We start from the raw sequence: 18407 nt of genomic DNA on the forward strand, positions 1-18407 counted from the left end.
ACAGCAGAAAACTATCAATAAGATCGATGTTTTGAGTTTATCTAATGATTTGCTTCTGAAGGCGTAAGGCTAATGACCCAACTCCTCCGCCATTTACTACCTGCTGGTAGCCTTGTGACATGAGCTGTTGCCTTGCTAAGGAGGATCGCATGCCAGATTGGCAATATAAAACTAACGGTTCGTCTATCTTGTCACATACCTTTTTAATTTGGCTAGCAATCGAATCTAGTGGCAAGTTAATAGCCCCTTCTATGTGGCCATTAGCAAATTCACCTGCAGATCTCACATCAATGAGACGCGCATTAGCAGGGATTTCTACCGGTTGTGGTGTGAGCATGTGAATCACCTTTTTTAGCCATTGCAACATGGTTAGTCTCTTTTTAGATATTACTGATTGAATTCATCAAACGCTTCTAATGCTTCTGCCGCGGTCATCAAAGATGGACCACCACCCATATAGATAGCTACTTGTAGCATTTCCATAAATTCATCTCGCGTAACGCCTAATTTCACACAGGCTTTAGCATGAAAAGCCAAACAGCCTTGGCAACGGCTGGCAATCCCAATCGCCATGGCCATTAGTTCTTTGCTTTTTGCGGAGAGTGCGCCATCTTTATTCACCGCATTACTCATTTGATAAAAGCCCTGCATCGTTTCTGGTGCGGCAGCGCGAATATCTTTTACTTTATTGGTGATTTTGTTTGCTACTTCTTGAAAATGTCCCATGTTGCACCTCGATGCTTTATTCAAACGCTAATGGTTTTGGCGTTTCTGTTGGCAAAGCCGCTGCTTGCCAAGCTTCCCAACCACCTGATATCGAAATCACATGTTGATAACCCATTTCTAACATTGTTTTCGTTGCTAATGCAGCTCGCCCGCCTGTTTTGCAGTACAGCAAGAAGGCTTGCTCTCTGTTATCTAAAATAGGGGCTGAAGCTAACTTAAACTCTAATAATCCACGTGGGATATGTAATGCACTGGGAAGGTGCCCTTGCATATATTCATCTGGTTCTCTGACATCTATCACAATCGGCTTAGATTGATTCATTAGCTGATTGGCAAAGGTCGGGCTGCATTCTTCAATACAGGCTTTTGCTGCTAAAACGAGATCATGTGCGGTTTTCATTCTCTACTCTTTGTATTCGCTGATGGTGAGTGGCTAGATTGTCGAAATGTGGCTAAGCACAATCATGTTTTATCAATCGTTGTTTATTTAAAATAACTATATAACCATATAGTTATTTTATGCAAGTATTTTTTTGAAGGTTTTCAGATACGATTTGATAGATGGGGACTTTTGGAACGTGTAGAAAGAGAAATCCGCTTGCGGATACTGATACCACAAGCGGATGGATAGCATTGTTATGTTAGTGATTAGAGAATTGCTTGGAATTTACATCCCTTTATACGCCTCTACTTTTACTGCCTGGATTTGGTAAGCAGATGGACTCATCCCCATATTGCTATCTAACGATTCATTACTTGCTCTAATGGTCGCTAAGGTGCCGCTCACCCACACGGCATCCATTACTTTTAGCCCCTTTTGTGGTTTAGCTAAAAGAACGTGGATGATTTGATTCGCTGGTGGTGGTGGCGAGTGGATACAAGCCCCAAAATAGGGGACCAGCAAGAACTCTTTAATCGCGCCTTTGGTGGCTTCTAGTGGTACTACAAAACCAGGGATTCGCCCGGTTTTTCCATTCATTGTAGGGTTGGTTGGTGCGTTATCCCATTCGCTTCGCATTTTATTTAGTAGGGCAGTGGCCTTTGGGTCACCATCGTCTAGTTTATTTAAATCTACCCCTTTGAATGCTTTGCTTGGGTCCCAAGATTTTGGGATGAGATCTTCCCAGTTAATTAACGGATAGCTGGTGGATGTTGGCTTGTCTGTTTTTTGTTTAACGACTTTGTCACCGAGTTGGTAATTTGCCGCCGCTTTGGTTTCCGCTAATAAAGGAAGGCTGAGGATAGTGATTGCCAAGCCTGCAAGGGATTTGACCAATGGCTGTTTTAATCTTTGTTTGAACGTCATCTATAACATTCCAAATTTAACTAGTTAAGGTGCCAGCTAGTGAAAGGCGATAGGCACGAATAGCGGGAATAAATCCTGCAATGAAAGTGGCTAGCAATAAGTACGCTAACTGCGTTAGATCATTTAACGTGAAAGTGCTGAGCGATAAATCTAAACCAAAGTTAGTTAAAATCCATGGTGATAACCATTGAGTAAATATGAGTAATAGTCCTGTCCCACCGATTAAGCCAAGCGCCATTAATACCGTCATTTCTAGCAAAATCATGAGTAGCAGCTGATAGGGTTTCGCACCCACTGCACGTAAAATGGCAAACTCTTTTTTGCGTTCGTTTAAGTTAGCCAGCAGTAACGTCACCAAGCCTGCGAGGGAAACCGCAAACACTAAACCAGATAATAGGCGGAGCGATTTCTCTACAAACCCCAGCATTTGCCATAGCTGATCGATGACTACGCCTGGGATTATCGCCTGAAGCGGATCCTTTTGATATTGGTCGATTTGCCTTTGCAGCCTAAAGACATCTATCCGGTTATTTAGCCCTACTAGGGTGGCGGTAATCGACTTTGGTGTTAGATCAAACTTGCCTACTAAGTTGGCTGGAATATGAAACCCTTTGATTGGAACGCCGGCTTGCCAATCTAAATGAATCGCCTCCATGGCTGCTAAGCCGATATGTAAGGTACGGTCTACCGCAGTTCCGGTTGGTGCTAAAACGCCTACAACATGAAATGGTTTATCTTGATGAGCAATCAGGTTAACCCCACTACCACTGCCATGGCTTAATACGATTGACTGACCAACACGGTAATTTAATTCGTTGGCGACACTAGATCCGATCACCACATCGTACAAACCTGCTAGCCATTTACCTTGTTGAATATGTAATGGTTGATGATCCCCATATTGGTAATGTGCGATGTAGTTGTTGTTTGTCGCTAAGACTGGATAACCGTGATGAGAATCCCCTAGTGAAATAGGAATAGTCCAGGCAACGGCTGGATGATGGCTGAGTTTTTCGTAACTATCCCAAGCCATATTTTGCGTCGCATCTCCAATGCGAAACACAGAATACAGTAGGAGTTGGGTGGCGCTTCCTCTTGCCCCTACGATTAAATCGGTACCAGAGAGGCTATTCTCGAAGCTAGACGCTGCACTTTCCCGAATTTTTTCTACACCGAGCACCAAGAAAACACTCAACATCACAGAGAGTAAGGTAAGGATCAGTGTATAGCGGCGGTAGAGGGCACTTTGCCATGCTAGTTTAAAGAGATGCATTTATCTCTCTTTTCGCATGATTTATGTCTGCCATAGAAATAGTACGATCAAATGTGTCTGCCAACCGAAGATCATGACTAACAAACAATAAGGCGCTTCCAGCAACTTGGCAGGCATTCTTCAAAAGATGCAAAAACGCATTTTGCCTTTCTGCATCTAAAGATGAGGTGGGTTCATCGGCAATAATTAAAGCTGGTTTTCCCATTAATGCCCGGGCTGCGGCGACGCGTTGTTGTTGGCCTACCGAAAGTTGATTGACGGAAAGGTGTATATCGCTAATGTCTAGTGCGTGTAAAAGTGTAGTAGCCGCCTCAGACAGCGATTGCCCGGTTGAGAGGACTTGTTGCTTGCGTAACTTGGAAAACTGACAACTTAATAACACGTTGTCTATCACAGATAGATAGGGAATCAAATTAAACTGCTGGAAAATAATCCCTAAATAGTCTGCACGAAACTGATCTCGCTGATGGTTTCGCATCTCCTTTAAGGATTTACCCATTACCGTTAACTCACCATGCTTCACTTGCTGCAAGCCTGCAATTAAGCCAAGAAAAGTACTTTTCCCCGATCCACTAGCACCATGCAAAAAAACCGATTCACCTTGTTGCAGGTGAAAGGTTGGAATGTCTAAGCATGGCGCTAGCTGTTTCGGCCATTGAAAAGTAAGGCCCCGAATGGAAATGCAATGCATGGCTAAATAACGTGATTAAAAGTGAATCTTATTTTGCTTTGGGGTTAGGGTAAATGCTTTTTGAAGTTTCCCGCTAACTAACTGAACTTGAACTGATTGCGTATGTGGGAAGTGCTGAAATAGTGAAACCTGAATCTCTGAAATTGCTTGGATATTCGCGCAGGTAAATTCAAAGCTACCGTCTAAATCGGCATGACCATTTTCAGGTTTGTTATCTGATTCTGCAAAAGGGTTCTCTTTTTCTGGCGCTATCTTGCCACCCAGATACTGAGCAGAAATGGCCGCACTTTCCAGTGTTACCTTACTGAGTTTACAGTTGGCAGCGGTTGGTAGCGTGATGACGCCATTTTTACTCATGAGCGTGCTTGCCATTTTTTTTGCTAATTGAATTTCTGCTGGCGTCTTGGGCGCATGTTCAAAACCAAGCAAGTTATCTAATGGGCTTTCCAGTGAAACAAGTACTTTGTTGTGTTCAATCGCAATATCTAAGCTAGCTTTTCCGTGTTGATGCGCTGGTGCTGCATAGGCATAGTTTGCGATGGCAAACAAAGAGATACCAAAATAGGAGGAAATTTTTTTCACAATCAATTCAATCAAGTTAGTGGGTAGATGCATCATCAGGTGAGTAAGTACAAGTTAGGCTTGTGGTTCGTCATCTAATTCTTCTTGCCACGCCCAAGTCGGGAAGGGGTCATCAAAGGATTCCCATTCTTCTTTGGATAAATTCAGTTCTTCATCTGTTAATAAGCACTGATCAAACGACTCAATGAGATGGTCACGATCTAAACCCACACCAATCATCACTATCTCTTGTTGTCTATCGCCAAACGGTTCTTCCCATCTTGAGGCAATCATTGCTAGGCTTTCCTCGTCAGCTGGCCAATCTGCTCTATCTAGCGCATCCCACCATAGTCCAACTAGTTGGTGCCGAGTCACTGCCCCTGCTTGTGACCAAAGGCCTACCATATCGTTCCGAGATGCAAGCCAAAAATATCCCTTCGATCTCACCACACCTGGCCAACTCGCATGAATCCAATTCCAAAAGCGTTGCGGGTGAAATGGACGACGTGCACGGTAAACAAAACTATGAATGCCATAAGTTTCGCTTTCTGGCTGGTGTTCTCCACGCATTTCAGCCAACCAACCCGGCGCCTCACTCGCCGCGTCAAAATCAAATAAACCGGTATTGAGTACATGGTGCAAATCGACTTTACCAAAGCTAGAGTGCACAATTTTTGCTCTTGGGTTTAATGAGGCAACAATCTGTTGAAGTTGTTCTAAATCTGCTTTAGAGACCAAATCTGTCTTGTTTAAGACTAGTACATCACAAAATTCAATTTGCTCGACCAGCAAATCGACAACAGTACGCTCATCTTCTTCGCCCAGTACTTCGCCGCGATCGCTTAATCGGTCGGTCGACCCGTAATCTCTTAAGAAATTCATTGCGTCGACAACGGTGACCATCGTGTCTAATTTAGCTAAATCAGACAGGCTTCTACCTTCTTCATCTCTGAAGGTAAAGGTTTCCGCGACAGGAAGGGGCTCCGATATGCCGGTCGATTCGATGAGCAAATAATCAAAACGCTGTTCTTCTGCTAAACGACGAATTTCAATCAGTAAATCTTCACGCAATGTACAGCAGATACAGCCATTACTCATCTCGATCAGTTTTTCATCCGATCTTGATAATGATGCGCCACCATCACGTACTAGCATGGCATCGATGTTCACTTCGGACATATCGTTAACAATCACGGCAACCCGTTTCCCTTCACGGTTATTGAGGATGTGATTCAGTAACGTGGTTTTGCCTGCGCCTAGAAAGCCCGAGAGTACGGTAACTGGAAGTTTGTTCATTTTGTAATGTTATAATATATCAATAATGTATAAATGTTATAACATAACAAAATAGTGGGTCAAATAAAAATTGTTAAAGATATAGCTTGGTTGAACGGATGTTGGTAGCTAACTGCGTCAAGATTTTTCAAAATGGGTGCTGTTTTGCTTCCGCCATTATCCAATTGGCTATCGCTTTCAGATGCGGTTTTTCTGCATCTTCCTTTGGAAAGACCAAGTAATAGCCAAGTGCTTGCTGTAAGTGGATGTCAAACGGCTTTACTAATCTGCACTGAGAAATATCGTTCGCAACTAAGGGATCGCTTGCCAGGGCAATGCCTTGGCCGGCAATCGCCGCATCTATCGCTAAGGCTGTTTGGTTAAAACGCAACCCTTTACTGGTATCGATAGCTATTGGTAGCGCTAAGGACTGAATAAATGGCGACCAAAGATCATGTGCATCATGTAATAACACTTGACTCGCTAAGTCTTGTAATGAGTGAAAATGCGCTTGCTGGTGCTGCGGGCTACACACCATGTAGACATCCATCGGAAACAGCAATGAAGCGGATATCGACTTATCAAAAGGGGGCTTTGTCAGGCGTATGGCTAAGTCTGCATCCCCTTGTGTGAATGAGGAAACTTTTTCTGTGGCGACAATTTTTAAATCTAAATAAGGAAATGCTCGCTGAAAATTAGCAAGGTGGGGAATGAGCCACTTGCTGGCCAGAGACGGCGTTGTACTAATTGTGATCTCGCTCGATTTTTTCTGCAGTTTTTCTGTTGCCAGCGCAATGATCTCGAGCGATTTTTGAATCTCTACATAATAAGTGGCACCAATCTCTGTTAAAGATAAACCCCTTGGTAAACGGTTAAATAATTTTACCCCAAGTGTTTCTTCTAAATGCCTCACTTGCTGAGCTACTGCGCCTTGCGTCAAAAACATGTCTTCTGCCGCTAAACGAAAATTTAATCGCCTTGCCGTAACTTCAAAGGCACGTAGCGCATTTAAGGGTGGCAGTTTGTTAGATAGATCAGGCATTGGGTGTGCTTGCTTAGACAGTAGAAATTCTATTGGGTAGTGTAATTTACATCGTTAGTCGCGACAACCGAAAGTGCGTACATTTCTCCCATGCAGATGAAATCATCTTTTTAAAAGGAATACATCATGAGTGAATTAAAAGTAGCGGTGATTACGGCGGGTGGTAGTGGTATGGGGGCTGCTGCCGCTAAGAAACTAGCCAGTGAAGGCTATCAGGTGGCGATTCTTTCATCATCTGGCAAAGGGCAAGCATTGGCCGAGTCTTTGGGTGGCATTGGTGTAACGGGATCGAACCAATCCAATGCAGACGTAAAAAAGCTGATTGATGAAACCATGAAAAAATGGGGGCGGATTGACGTGCTAGTAAATAGTGCCGGCCACGGCCCACGTGCACCCATAGTAGAAATTAGTGATGAAGATTGGGTGAAAGGAATGGAAGTGTATTTCTTGCCAATGGTAAGAACGATTCGCCTAGTTGCACCCATTATGAAGGCACAGCAATCTGGCTCTATTGTAAATATTTCTACTGCCTGGGCATTTGAACCAAGCGAAATGTTCCCGACTTCAGCCGTGTTTCGAACCGGCTTAGCCGCGTATAGCAAAATTTTTGCAGATACTTTTGCGAAAGATAATGTCCGGATTAATAACGTTTTACCAGGCTGGATTGATAGCCTACCGGAAACCGCCGCCAGAAGGGCGACTGTACCAATGGGCAGATACGGCACCGCAGATGAGATTGCCAATGTAGTCGCATTCTTAGCCTCTAACCAATCATCCTACATGACAGGACAAAATATTCGTGTAGATGGTGGTGTGACGCATTCGATCTAATAGCGCTGCATGCTCACTAGAAGGGGCGCGTAGATAAGATGATACGTAACTTTCAATACCGCGTACTCGTTGATGCTTGGAGTTCATTAAAAGGACGTTTGCTAAATAAAACGCTATAACAATAGAGAGCGACAGAGAGGGCAATAGGGAGGCTATGGATGGGCAGAAGGTAGGCAGGCCAGAGGCCGATGAGACAGCCTAACCACCAAAAAGAGGGTAATTGATGTGGCTTACTTTTTGAAAATTGAACAATTGTAAAAATTGCAGATATCCAAGTGGCTACGGCAGAGGCGCTTAGCATTAGCCATTTTGCGGTATCGCTGAACAGTAGATTGGGTAAATTCGTTTGCGGGTGCAAGCTATCTAGCGCCGTAAAGGTGGATAACAACCAACCCCAAAATACAAGGCCACATAGAAACCCCAAACTAGCAATGACGATTGCTAGGATGATCGTAAAAAGCTGCTCAAGTTTGGTCATGACCTTACCTGCATGCCATTAGAATATGGATGATTCTATAGCACTTTTATGACGATAAGGTATGAAAAACTTGTAAATATCTTTCGAATTTTTTGATGAATGCATAAAAAAGGAGGTAATCACCTTGGGTGACCTCCTTTTTGTGGCTTAGGCGGCGTCTTTTTGTTTGTCTTCAATGAATTGTTGCGCGTCACTATCTTCTTGGAAGTTTTCCAAGATTCCTTCTTCTAGGCAAAGCACAAAGGTGGATAGCTGCTTGCCATTTTGCAAATGCGAAGTGCAAACATAGTACTGATGATGTTTTTTGAGTTTAACCATGCGAACACGAGTGGACATACCTTTTAGCAAGTAGACGAATACATCTTGTAGTTTTTCGCGTTCGGCTAGGTAGGTTTCTAATGCGATACGAAAGCTGATGGCTCGGTTGAACTGATTGAAGGTGATAAATACGTTTTCTTGCGGGGTGGTAACGGAAAAGAGCGCGTCATTCATAATAGTTTTAATGCAATTACAGGTATAACAAAGGCGCATATTATATACTTATTTATGTAAATTTCATTTTCTTGTCAAAATATTTTAACAATACTTTTTTGCTAGTGTAATGAAACTAAAGAGATTTATGGTTGATGACTGATTGGTCACTATATTTTGATAATTAACTGACTGATGGTTTGGTTATCTGTTCTGAAAGAAAGTACAGATACTGATGCTAGGTAATTTTGACGCGGCTTCTCTTTTTTAGACTGTGCTTGGGTTGTTTTCAGCGGTTAAGAGTTTGAAATGGCAATCCCTCAGTTGCTGAATAACAGATTGCCATGGTGCAGGACGGCCGAGTAGATAGCCCTGATAACTATCACATCCCAGTGCTTGTAAATACTCCAGTTGCTCTCTGTTCTCTACGCCTTCGGCGGTAACTTGTAAGTGCATTGCAGAAGCTAGCGCAATGATACTTCTAACAATTGCGGCATCATTTGCATCAAAGTGAATCCCTCTGACGAAGGATTGATCGATTTTTACTTGGGTCAGTGGCAGCTTTTTGAGGTAAGAAAGTGATGAATAGCCGGTGCCAAAATCATCTAGAGAAAAACGAACGCCTAATTTCGTTAGGCGTTCCATTTTGCGGATACTATCGGCCATATTATCAATGAGGCCGCTCTCGGTAATTTCTAGCATCAGTTGTGAAGCAGGGGCGCCCGTTTCTAGTAGCGTTGATTGTACTTGCTCGACGAAGTCGGCAAGGTGAAGTTGTTTTACGCTGACGTTGACAGACAAGCTGAAGTGTTTCAAATGTTCGTCTTGGCTAAATTGCTTTAGCAATTTGCAAGCTGCGGTTAGCACCCAATTACCCATCGGGATGATTAAATCGGTTTCTTCTGCTAGCGGAATGAATTTATCAGGGGAGAGCAAACCTAATGTTGGGTGTTGCCACCGGACTAATACTTCTCCACCGTAGACAGTGCAGTCTTGCTTCATCTGCGGTTGGATATACAGTTTAAGTTGATCTTGTGCAATGCCTTGGCGCAGTGCTGCCTCTAAATTAGTTCGTTCGGTTAAGTTGGTTTGCATGGTAAGGTCGAAGAAACTAACTGCGTTTCTACCGGATGATTTTGCACTATAAAGTGCTAAATCAGCATGCTTTAGTAACTCATCTGCAGTGATATCCGATTTGCCAAACATGGCAATACCAATACTTGGTGTGGTGATGTATTCGTGTTCTGCTAAGTGATAGGGCTGATTGAGCGTGATTCTAAAGTGTTCGCCAATGGCTTCAGCGCGTTTTACCGCGTTATGATAGTCGTGGCTAAGGTGATTCAGAATAAGAATAAACTCATCTCCGCCAAGCCTTGCGACAGTATCTCCTACTTGTAGATTTTGATTTAGGCGTATCCCCACTTCTTGCAATAATAGATCACCGTAATCGTGACCTAGTGTGTCATTTAGCTGTTTGAAATTATCTAAGTCGATAAATAATAATGCGCCAATCATGTGTTGGTGATTGTCACTATTTACCGCTTCTTGCAGCTTTTCTAACAACAAACGTCGGTTCGGTAGTTTGGTTAATGGGTCGTAATATGCAAGATGGCGGATTTCTTCCTCTGCCTCTTTACGCTGCGTGATATCGGTTAAGGTGGCTACATAATGACTGACGATAGCCGAGCTATTTTTGATGGCAGTAATGGTTAGCCATTCTGGATACACTTCACCTGTTTTGCGTCGATTCCAAATTTCACCACTCCAAAAACCGGTTTCAACTATTTGCTTCCACATTGCTTGATAAAACGGAAGGTTATGCTTCCCTGAGCTCAGGATTCTTGGCGTTTTCCCGATCATCTCTTCGGCAGAGTAGCCAGTGATTTCGGTAAAGGCTGGGTTGACACGAAGAACATTGGTCTCCGAATCGGTAACGATAATTCCTTGCTGCGTTTCAAATGCTGCAGCAGCAATATTGAGTTGATGTTCGTCTTGTTGGCGAATTCGCTCTAACTTTTCCATTCTGAAGAAAAAGAAGATTGCAGTACCTAAGGTAAGTAGTAACACTATGCCAACAATAATGGAGGAGGTGATTGCTTCTTGACGCCACGCGGCTAAGACGGATGCCCGATTTGCTCTGACAACCAGAATATAGGGGTAGCTTCTGGAAGCACGGTAAGAGGTAAGGAGCTGTTCGCCATTTGGTGCAACATCTGTGTAATTGTCTACTTCACTCACTTTTAAGCGTTTTTTTAGCGCTTGCGTAAAGACTTGAGATGTAATCCTTTGATGGCTTTGAATTAAGGGGGTGCCATCGTAGCGCAGCAAGAGTACTTGCCCTTGCTCTGATGAAAGATGAGAAAGATAGAAGTTTAAAAAGTAATCTGGGTTAATTGTGGCAATAACGGTATGCCAGTGCCCATTTGGTTGAGGTACATCTAGGGAAACGGGGATGAACGAAATATCGGTATCATCTTTACCATCCCAGTTGATGGGACGACTATCAGCAAAATCTCTACCGCCTAAGAGTTTGCCACTTCGTAAGACGGGAACAGGATCATCGCTAAACGGCATGTAGTCGGTATTATCGATCTGAATACCAACGTTGGATTGAGTGGTGCTGTGCGTAATTCGGTGTTGAGCATCAATAATCGAGATAGAGCGTAGATAGGGAGCCTGTTGTAGGTAAAAGGAGAGTCGCTCTCCATTTTTTGGGTCTGTACCGGCTAGGGTGAGTGTTCGCTCTACAATGGTAAGACTTTGGGTGAGCTGATCTTCCATTGCCCGGGCGGTGAGGTTGTCTAATGCGACTTGACGATCAATCGTATCGTTTCTTAATCGCCAAATGATAGACGCAGTAGTGGATACCACCAGAACCACTAGCAACAACATGCTAATGATAAAAGCAATTCGACGCTTATAGCGTTTATTGGCCAATGGTAGAAGCAGCGGGATATCCACTTTAGTCTAACTAGCGCTCAGCGATTGGGTCTAGCTTATGCTTTTTGATGGCTGCTAATAATCTGCCATCTGCTCTGACTTTATCTAGAAATGCTGAGACACGATTAAACCACGCATCATCGCCTTTTTGCATTGCATAGGCGTAAGGGGTTAAATGATATACCCCGGTTGGCGCGATTAACTTCGCCCAATCGGTCGTTTCTAGCATACGTCGGCTAAATGGATAATCCGTCATAAACACATCTGCACGACCGGATTCTACGGCTTGTTCTCTTCCTTTTGGATCTGTCGTGACCATTAAGGTGGCAGCTTTTAGTTTTTCTTTCATCACGCTTTCGTGAAGCGTGCCTTTTGCAACGGCCACTACCCGACCTGGTTTATCAATATCTGCCCAAGATTGAATACGTTGGTTGCTTTTTGTCGTAATGGCGTAGATATCGCTTACTAGATGGGGTTTTGTAAAACGGAGATGCTCGCTACGTTGTGGGGTGATGCCAATCGCAAACATGGCGATATCACATTTGTCTTGCTCAACATCTTGAATCAAGTTGGCAAAGGAACTATCTACAAACTTCACTGGCACACCTAAGTCTTGCCCTAGCGCATTTGCCATATCGATATCAATACCTGATAGCTGCAAGGTTCTAGGATTACGGTAAGAGATGCCGTAATAGTCTGGCCAAATACATACCTTTAATTCGTTCTTACTTTTGATGGAATCAAGATGCCCTGCAAACGCAGTGGTGCTAAGAAGGAGGCTAGCAATCAGTATTTGGCGCAGTGGTTTGCTATTCAAGATATTCACTTTCTTATTTGCAGATGAAGAACCAATAAGGCGTATTCATTTGGCCAAAAAAAGATGAACTGATGGCCTAAAGAGATTTGGAGTTGATTTTATTCATAAAAGATTTTGCTTGATCTGCGCCAGATCAAGTTTTGAGGTGTAATCTAGGTGTAAAGCCATTCTGGCGGCGTAAAAACGGGTAAATCCGTTTGCTTTCCGGCTAGAATTAAATCAATGGGCGGTTGTCGGTTTTAGGCGTGTTCGATAAATAACGAAATACCAGCAAGCTGCAAACAGCAGAATAATCGCGTTGACGGTTAAGGTATGGTTTACGCCAATCTGGCTGGCTACAGCGCCTGCAATCAGACCGCCTAGCGCATCAAATCCAAAACGAATCGCTGTGTAAACAGACAGCACGCGGCCTCTTAGTTGATCTGTTACCGCTAACTGAATATAGCTGTTACTCGCTACATTGGTGAGCGCAATCCCAAAGCCAACCGCACAGATAGATAGCAGCGCAATCGGCAAGTAGTGCGTTAAGCTAAAGATAAGCAATGCACTGGCGGTTAGCCAAATGCCAAAAAGCACAATCTTTAAAATGGCTTGGTGATTGGTTCTGCTGGCAAGCCAAATCGAGCTAGTTAATGCACCAGCGCCAGCCGCACCTAATAGCCCGCCAAGAAGCTGCGCATCGCCATGATAAATTTCCCTAGTAAACGCAGGCATTAGTACGACGTAAGCAGAGGCGGTGATATTGAGGATGGCAACAACAAATAACAGCGTTTTTACTTTGTGATGCTGAAAAATGTATTGCATACCTTCTGACAACGCATTTCCAAAGGATTGGCGTAGTTTAGGCGTGGGAGCGATCTGCATTTTGGCTGCTAATAAGATGAGCGCAAGAAAAGAAGCCGCGTTAATAAAGAAGCAGATGGTTTCTGATGTGAGCGTTAGTAACACTCCGGCAATTGGCGGCCCTAAAAAACGAGCGCTATTAAATAACGCGGCATTTAGTGCAATGGCGTTTGGTACGTCTTCTTTATTGGACACGATTTGACTAAGTAAGGATTGCCGTAGCGGAACGTCTACGCTGGTAAATACGCCCATCATGGTAGCGAGCACAATTAAATGCCACGTTTCAAGTAGGTTGCCATACGAAAGTACGCCTAACAAGATGGCTTGCAACATGAGTAATGCTTGAGTCGTCATTAACATGCGTTGCCGATTATGTTTGTCTAACCATGGGCCAGAAATCGGGCCAATGATTAATTGCGGGGCTTGTGCTAAAAAAGCGGTTAGCCCCAATAAGGTGGCAGAACCAGTTAGACGATATACCAGCCAACTTAGTGCAACTTGTTGTACCCAAGTGCCTAAAATTGAAATGGCCTGCCCGATGAAATAGAGCCGGTAATTTCGATGCTTTAACGCCCGGAAAGCAGAGGATTGGCGAAAAAAGCTAACCATTACATCATTAACTTTCTTTGATGTAGCCATTCTGCATTCATGACACCATGGGTAATCAGCTGATCTGGATTTACCGGTGTGCTTTGCCCTAGCCAGCGGGCGTCGATCGATTGTCTGGTTGCTTGTGGTCTAAACCAATGGATAAATTCGTTTATTTTACTCAGTAAATTGGCATTTTCAGGTAACGCTGCAACGGCCGCTGTGTAGCACCAAGGTGTTTGGCTGAGCGCACTGGGTAAAATTTCTAGTTGTTGGTGCCAAGGGCTATCCGCATGATTAGCTGCCCAATAGAAAATGGGTTTGTCGACAACAAAAGCATCTACTACGCCTTCTGCTACTGCATCATGGATTCGGGTTTGGTCTGAATAGACAATCAGGTTTTCTAATAGGATTTTGCCTCCCGCTAATTGCTGGTTGGCTTGCCATCTCACTCCTAGGTTTTCAAGTGCAGCAAATGCATTGGGATCATTGCCGCAGCCAAGCACCTTGCCAGATAAGTCTGAAATAGAGCCAATCCGTTGATCATTTTTTCTTCTTGCTAGAATGAGCGGAAAAAAGGTGTATGGATCGGAAAAGGCGAGGCCATAAAATGCATCTGCTGGCGGTAGTGCGCTCCACATTACATCTGCGGGCGGCTCGCTGCGGAATTTGCCAAAATAGAGCATTCCCATGCATTGATCCCAACTTTGCTCGATAAACTCGATTTTTACCCCTAGCCAATTGGCAAAGGCGGTGGCGTATTCAATGTCTAGCCCTTGAAGTTGCGATTGTTGTTTGGTGCGAAAAGACAATCCAATAAAAGCGGGTTCAACGGCCACCCGTAACACTTTTCTTTCTAAAATATCATTTAGGCGATCGTAGCTATTTGACGTGGCAATGAATTGCGATTGTAGTAGTGCCGTAGTGCGCTCTTGTTGGACGTCCGGTGATTGCACCATGATGCTGGTGGCTTCACGGGTAATGTCGACACCGCGGTCGATTCTAGAAATCAGTTGTCGGGCCCGTTTTGCTAGCTGTGGCGTGGTTTCTTTGATGACTTTGTTGGTGTCGATGAGTTGGCTGACGTTACTATCTACACTTTTAAATCGATCCGTTAGATGGCTGAGTGATGTGACCACATTATTTGTGAGCGCATTGAGGTTCTCCTCCCCTTGATTGGCGGTATTCGCAACAAGCGATTGGATATCGGATAAATCCATTTTGGCGGCTGCGCGTTTGGCACTATCCATCGTTCGGAAAGCCAATTGTCGGACTTCATCTGCCACAACGGCAAAACCTCGACCAGCTTCGCCCGCTCTGGCGGATTCAATGGCAGCATTTAAGGCAAGCAGATTGACTTGTTTAGCAATTGCAGCGATTTCTTCCAAGACAGATAGCACCTCTTCCGATTTGTGATCGATTTTTGCGATGGTATCGCTTAATTGCTGTTTAACGCTTTGGCTAAGCTGGGCTAGTTCTTCGGTCAGTTCGTTTTGCATCTGCAATGCTAGGCGATTGCTTTCTGACATTTGTTGTGCAGAGTCTGTCAGCGCTGCCGACATTTTTTGGCTGCGCTCTTCAATTTCTGCAGCCGCTTGAATATTGCTTTGTATGCCATCTGCAATGGTTTGCTGCAAGAAGGCCAAGGTATGAAATCCTCTTGAAAGCATTTGCCCGGTGGACTCCCAATACTTAGGTGCTGCAATGTCTAGTTCGGTTTGAAGTGGCGCCGCTTCATAAATGGCTTCGCTGCTGGCTGATTGAATCCAACGTTTTAGCATAGATTTCCCCCTTCTTTTGCTAGTGCTAGTTTTTTGCGGCAAGTGCGCGTTGTGCCGCTTTTAGCGCGGCATCGACAGAGACCAATTGCTCCGGTGATAGCTGCGCGGCAGGGGAATGGGTATCCGCTAAATATTGCTGAACTTGCTTTAGGTATTTTTGCGTGCCACTACCTGCTTCGTTTCTTTGAATGAGCCGAGAGGGGAGATGGAAGCGATAGGAGTTCAGCATAGCGATGACGTCTAGTTCATCTAGCGATTCTGGGGTCGGGCTGCTGCCTTTACGTAATAAAGGGAAGATTTCTTTCCATTTTGCTTGTGTATCAATCCAACGGATCGACTCTAGCCAGCCAGTGAAGAAGTTAGCGAGTTGGTCATTAGAAAACTCAGCTGTTAAATTGGGCTGTCCCACAATCCCTTCCGGCAAGATGCCAGGCCAACTAGCACTGTTGCCGACTTCATCGCCAGCGCCTTTTCGTCTGGCATCTAGAGCAAATGGATCATAAGTAACAATCAGCGGATATTTGCCGCTAGCAAAGTCATTGGTGAGTTTTTCTGGCGTGGCTTCTTCTAGCTTGACGTCAGTTGGTTTGAGCTTTTGACTGGCTAGATATTGGTTGAGAAAGTTGCCAATCGTGGCGTTTCTTAGATAAACCCCAACCGTCGCGCCTTTTAGTTTGTTTGCACTTAAGTTTTGTTTGGCGATTAGCTTATCACTGCCATGAGACCAACCCGTTTCTGCCATGAGGTACATGGGGATACCTGCCTGCCGGTAGCCATAAATATTACCCACCATGGTGGTCATTAAATCAATTTTCTTTTGCTTGAAGGCGGCTAGCGCTTCAGCGTCAGATGGGTAGCTGATCACTTGAACATCAACCCCTGTTTGTTTCCAAAAGCCTTTGCCTGCTGCAACTTGTAAGGGCGCAAAGCCAATCCATGGAAATGTTCCAATTTTGAGTGGACGAGCATAGGCAATGGTTGAAGCGAACAGTGCAATGACTAAACTACTACGTTGCAAGAACCGGACAAACATCATGCGCCTCCTCAAGCGAAAAATGCAGTCAAACAGCAAACCGCTCCCTTTGTTGATAGGTAAAACCTTCAACTAAGGGAGTATTTGTGTGCGGGGATTGAATTAATAGACGCTAATTTTGCCGCTGGTATCAGGGGGGCTGACAGGCGCTGCATCCAGATATTTCTGGCGCAGTGCATCTGCTGCTTGGGCGAGTAGGGTGGTATCGACGCCCACCGCCACAAACAAAGCACCCAGAGCCAGATATTGGCGAGCAAGGGCTTCGTTGGTCATCAAAATGCCTGGTGCTTTGCCGGCAGCTTTGATCATAGAAATGGCATGGGTAATCGCGGCTTGTACTTCTGGGTGGCCAGGGTTACCAATAAAGCCGAGATCAGCAGATAAATCTGCTGGGCCAATAAACACGCCATCCACACCATCAACCGCTAAGATTTCTGCTAAGTTATCCAAGCCTTTTTTTGTCTCGATTTGTACCAGCACGCAGATTTCACTGTTGGCAGCATGTAGATAATTACCTACTCGGTTCCAACGGGACGCGCGTGCTAGTGCACTGCCAACGCCACGAATGCCTTCTGGGGGGTAGCGAGTCGCGGCAACGGCCAAACGCGCTTCTTCGGCGGTTTGTACCATTGGTACCAGTAGCGTTTGTACGCCCAAGTCCAGGATCTGTTTGATGCGGACGGGGTCATTCCATGGTGGGCGAACAATCGGCTGGCTTTTGTATGGGGCTATCGCTTGCAGCTGGGCGAGGGTGGTTTGTAGCTCGTTTGGTGCGTGTTCGCCGTCAATGAGTAGCCAATCAAACCCCGCACCGGCAAGTAGTTCTGCCGTGTAGGGGTTGGCCAAACCAAGCCACAGGCCGATTTGGGCCTGCTGGTTTTTCATCGCTGCTTTGAAGTGATTCACTGGCATTTCCATTATTTTCTCCTAGTGAATTACACAAAGCGGCAGCTAATTGCGCCCAACTGACCATAATCGACATGGAAGGTATCCCCCGTACGTGCAGGAACCGGGCGAGTGAACGAACCACCCAGAATGATCTGACCGGGTTGCAGGGTGACACCATATGGGTAGAGTTTGTTGGCTAGCCACGCCACACCGTTGGCCGGGTGGTTGAGCACCGCCGCCGCCACGCCTGATTCTTCAATCACGCCATTGCGGTAGCAAATGGCAGATACCCAACGAAGATCCACTTCGGATGGTTTGATTGGGCGACCACCCATCACAACCCCTGCGTTGGCCGCGTTGTCTGAAATGGTGTCGAACACTTTACGTGGACGTTTGCTTTCTGGGTCAATCGATTGGCTTCGCGCATCAATGATCTCGGCAGCAGGGATCACATAGTCAGTCGCGTTGTACACATCGAACAAGGTGCAGTTCGGGCCAGAAAGTGGTTTTGCCAATACAAAGGCTAGCTCGACTTCCAAGCGAGGCACGATAAAACGGCTAGTCGGGATGTCTGAGCCATCCGCAAAGAACATATCGTCCAGCAGCGCACCGTAATCCGGCTCGTCGATTTGCGAGGAGTACTGCATGGCTTTAGACGTCAGGCCGATCTTGTGGCCTTTTAGCGTGCGGCCTTCTGCCATCTTCATCGCAACCCATTCGCGCTGGATGGCATACGCATCTTCGATGGTGATGTCTGGGTATTCCAAAGATAGCTGACGAATTTGAACGCGATTTTTTTCTGCTTCGTGCAGACGTTGTGCACAAAGGGTAATGATTTCTTTATCTAACATGTTCTTCTCCTG

The 18407-nt window shown here is 45.0% G+C and carries 19 protein-coding genes; 1 reads left to right on the forward strand and 18 read right to left on the reverse strand.

Annotation, left to right across the window (positions count from 1 at the left end; all coding sequences use genetic code 11):
* Positions 1-37: 37 nt before the first annotated feature.
* From LIN78_RS15365 to LIN78_RS15405, 9 genes are all read right to left on the reverse strand, one after another.
* A complete protein-coding gene (locus LIN78_RS15365; protein ID WP_227181744.1) occupies positions 38-337 on the reverse strand; it encodes a rhodanese-like domain-containing protein in 300 nt (99 codons plus the stop codon).
* A 50-nt stretch (positions 338-387) separates the two neighbouring features.
* Positions 388-726 carry a carboxymuconolactone decarboxylase family protein gene (locus tag LIN78_RS15370; RefSeq protein WP_227181745.1) on the reverse strand — a complete coding sequence of 113 codons (339 nt, stop codon included), beginning with the start codon at positions 724-726 and terminating at the stop codon, positions 388-390.
* A gap of 16 nt (positions 727-742) precedes the next feature.
* Complete coding sequence (locus tag LIN78_RS15375) at positions 743-1126, reverse strand: rhodanese-like domain-containing protein (RefSeq protein WP_227181746.1); 384 nt, start codon at positions 1124-1126, stop codon at positions 743-745.
* Between the two features lie 267 nt (positions 1127-1393).
* Positions 1394-2032, reverse strand: coding sequence for a DUF3299 domain-containing protein (locus LIN78_RS15380; protein WP_227181747.1), 639 nt, complete (start codon positions 2030-2032; stop codon positions 1394-1396).
* Between the two features lie 16 nt (positions 2033-2048).
* Positions 2049-3305, reverse strand: a complete 1257-nt coding sequence (locus LIN78_RS15385; protein ID WP_227181748.1) for an ABC transporter permease — start codon at positions 3303-3305, stop codon at positions 2049-2051.
* Positions 3292-3996: an ABC transporter ATP-binding protein gene (locus LIN78_RS15390; protein ID WP_227181749.1), complete on the reverse strand. Its 705-nt coding sequence runs from the start codon at positions 3994-3996 to the stop codon at positions 3292-3294. The genes LIN78_RS15385 and LIN78_RS15390 overlap by 14 nt, the downstream gene beginning before the upstream one ends.
* Positions 3997-4011: 15 nt before the next feature.
* On the reverse strand, positions 4012-4578 hold the full coding sequence (locus tag LIN78_RS15395) for a DUF2796 domain-containing protein (protein ID WP_227181750.1): 567 nt from the start codon (positions 4576-4578) through the stop codon (positions 4012-4014).
* Positions 4579-4632: 54 nt separating this feature from the next.
* The gene (gene zigA / locus LIN78_RS15400; RefSeq protein WP_227181751.1) at positions 4633-5853 is read right to left on the reverse strand and encodes a zinc metallochaperone GTPase ZigA; all 1221 of its coding nucleotides are present in this window, start codon (positions 5851-5853) and stop codon (positions 4633-4635) included.
* 127 nt (positions 5854-5980) lie between these two features.
* Positions 5981-6874, reverse strand: a complete 894-nt coding sequence (locus tag LIN78_RS15405; protein WP_227181752.1) for a LysR substrate-binding domain-containing protein — start codon at positions 6872-6874, stop codon at positions 5981-5983.
* 126 nt (positions 6875-7000) lie between these two features.
* Here LIN78_RS15405 and LIN78_RS15410 point away from each other — a divergent pair, with 126 nt between their 5' ends.
* Positions 7001-7705, forward strand: coding sequence for an SDR family oxidoreductase (locus LIN78_RS15410; protein WP_227181753.1), 705 nt, complete (start codon positions 7001-7003; stop codon positions 7703-7705).
* 52 nt (positions 7706-7757) lie between these two features.
* Here LIN78_RS15410 and LIN78_RS15415 read toward each other — a convergent pair whose 3' ends face one another.
* From LIN78_RS15415 to hpaH, 9 genes are all read right to left on the reverse strand, one after another.
* Positions 7758-8183: a hypothetical protein gene (locus tag LIN78_RS15415; RefSeq protein ID WP_227181754.1), complete on the reverse strand. Its 426-nt coding sequence runs from the start codon at positions 8181-8183 to the stop codon at positions 7758-7760.
* 147 nt (positions 8184-8330) lie between these two features.
* Complete coding sequence (locus tag LIN78_RS15420) at positions 8331-8675, reverse strand: hypothetical protein (protein ID WP_227181755.1); 345 nt, start codon at positions 8673-8675, stop codon at positions 8331-8333.
* 246 nt (positions 8676-8921) lie between these two features.
* The gene (locus tag LIN78_RS15425) at positions 8922-11615 is read right to left on the reverse strand and encodes a bifunctional diguanylate cyclase/phosphodiesterase (RefSeq protein WP_227181756.1); all 2694 of its coding nucleotides are present in this window, start codon (positions 11613-11615) and stop codon (positions 8922-8924) included.
* A gap of 10 nt (positions 11616-11625) precedes the next feature.
* Complete coding sequence (locus tag LIN78_RS15430) at positions 11626-12411, reverse strand: substrate-binding periplasmic protein (RefSeq protein ID WP_227181757.1); 786 nt, start codon at positions 12409-12411, stop codon at positions 11626-11628.
* Between the two features lie 219 nt (positions 12412-12630).
* Positions 12631-13893, reverse strand: coding sequence for an MFS transporter (locus tag LIN78_RS15435; RefSeq protein WP_227181758.1), 1263 nt, complete (start codon positions 13891-13893; stop codon positions 12631-12633).
* A complete protein-coding gene (locus LIN78_RS15440) occupies positions 13863-15623 on the reverse strand; it encodes a methyl-accepting chemotaxis protein (RefSeq protein ID WP_227181759.1) in 1761 nt (586 codons plus the stop codon). The genes LIN78_RS15435 and LIN78_RS15440 overlap by 31 nt, the downstream gene beginning before the upstream one ends.
* Positions 15624-15648: 25 nt before the next feature.
* Positions 15649-16659, reverse strand: a complete 1011-nt coding sequence (locus LIN78_RS15445) for an ABC transporter substrate-binding protein (protein WP_227181760.1) — start codon at positions 16657-16659, stop codon at positions 15649-15651.
* Between the two features lie 99 nt (positions 16660-16758).
* Complete coding sequence (gene hpaI / locus LIN78_RS15450; protein ID WP_227181761.1) at positions 16759-17574, reverse strand: 4-hydroxy-2-oxoheptanedioate aldolase; 816 nt, start codon at positions 17572-17574, stop codon at positions 16759-16761.
* Between the two features lie 17 nt (positions 17575-17591).
* Entirely contained in the window at positions 17592-18395 is an 804-nt protein-coding gene (gene hpaH / locus LIN78_RS15455) for a 2-oxo-hept-4-ene-1,7-dioate hydratase (protein ID WP_227181762.1), read from the reverse strand.
* Positions 18396-18407: the final 12 nt, after the last annotated feature.

It is taken from the genome of Leeia speluncae (assembly GCF_020564625.1).
Taxonomy (GTDB): Bacteria; Pseudomonadota; Gammaproteobacteria; order Burkholderiales; family Leeiaceae; genus Leeia; species Leeia speluncae.

What these genes read in the sequence shown, in the direction of transcription:
- LIN78_RS15365 (WP_227181744.1), bottom strand. Translation starts at nt 337, where the DNA reads ATGCTCACACCACAACCGGTAGAAATCCCTGCTAATGCGCGTCTCATT.
- LIN78_RS15370 (WP_227181745.1), bottom strand. Translation starts at nt 726, where the DNA reads ATGGGACATTTTCAAGAAGTAGCAAACAAAATCACCAATAAAGTAAAA.
- LIN78_RS15375 (WP_227181746.1), bottom strand. Translation starts at nt 1,126, where the DNA reads ATGAAAACCGCACATGATCTCGTTTTAGCAGCAAAAGCCTGTATTGAA.
- LIN78_RS15380 (WP_227181747.1), bottom strand. Translation starts at nt 2,032, where the DNA reads ATGACGTTCAAACAAAGATTAAAACAGCCATTGGTCAAATCCCTTGCA.
- LIN78_RS15385 (WP_227181748.1), bottom strand. Translation starts at nt 3,305, where the DNA reads ATGCATCTCTTTAAACTAGCATGGCAAAGTGCCCTCTACCGCCGCTAT.
- LIN78_RS15390 (WP_227181749.1), bottom strand. Translation starts at nt 3,996, where the DNA reads ATGCATTGCATTTCCATTCGGGGCCTTACTTTTCAATGGCCGAAACAG.
- zigA (WP_227181751.1), bottom strand. Translation starts at nt 5,853, where the DNA reads ATGAACAAACTTCCAGTTACCGTACTCTCGGGCTTTCTAGGCGCAGGC.
- LIN78_RS15405 (WP_227181752.1), bottom strand. Translation starts at nt 6,874, where the DNA reads ATGCCTGATCTATCTAACAAACTGCCACCCTTAAATGCGCTACGTGCC.
- LIN78_RS15410 (WP_227181753.1), top strand. Translation starts at nt 7,001, where the DNA reads ATGAGTGAATTAAAAGTAGCGGTGATTACGGCGGGTGGTAGTGGTATG.
- LIN78_RS15415 (WP_227181754.1), bottom strand. Translation starts at nt 8,183, where the DNA reads ATGACCAAACTTGAGCAGCTTTTTACGATCATCCTAGCAATCGTCATT.
- LIN78_RS15420 (WP_227181755.1), bottom strand. Translation starts at nt 8,675, where the DNA reads ATGAATGACGCGCTCTTTTCCGTTACCACCCCGCAAGAAAACGTATTT.
- LIN78_RS15435 (WP_227181758.1), bottom strand. Translation starts at nt 13,893, where the DNA reads ATGGCTACATCAAAGAAAGTTAATGATGTAATGGTTAGCTTTTTTCGC.
- LIN78_RS15440 (WP_227181759.1), bottom strand. Translation starts at nt 15,623, where the DNA reads ATGCTAAAACGTTGGATTCAATCAGCCAGCAGCGAAGCCATTTATGAA.
- LIN78_RS15445 (WP_227181760.1), bottom strand. Translation starts at nt 16,659, where the DNA reads ATGATGTTTGTCCGGTTCTTGCAACGTAGTAGTTTAGTCATTGCACTG.
- hpaI (WP_227181761.1), bottom strand. Translation starts at nt 17,574, where the DNA reads ATGGAAATGCCAGTGAATCACTTCAAAGCAGCGATGAAAAACCAGCAG.
- hpaH (WP_227181762.1), bottom strand. Translation starts at nt 18,395, where the DNA reads ATGTTAGATAAAGAAATCATTACCCTTTGTGCACAACGTCTGCACGAA.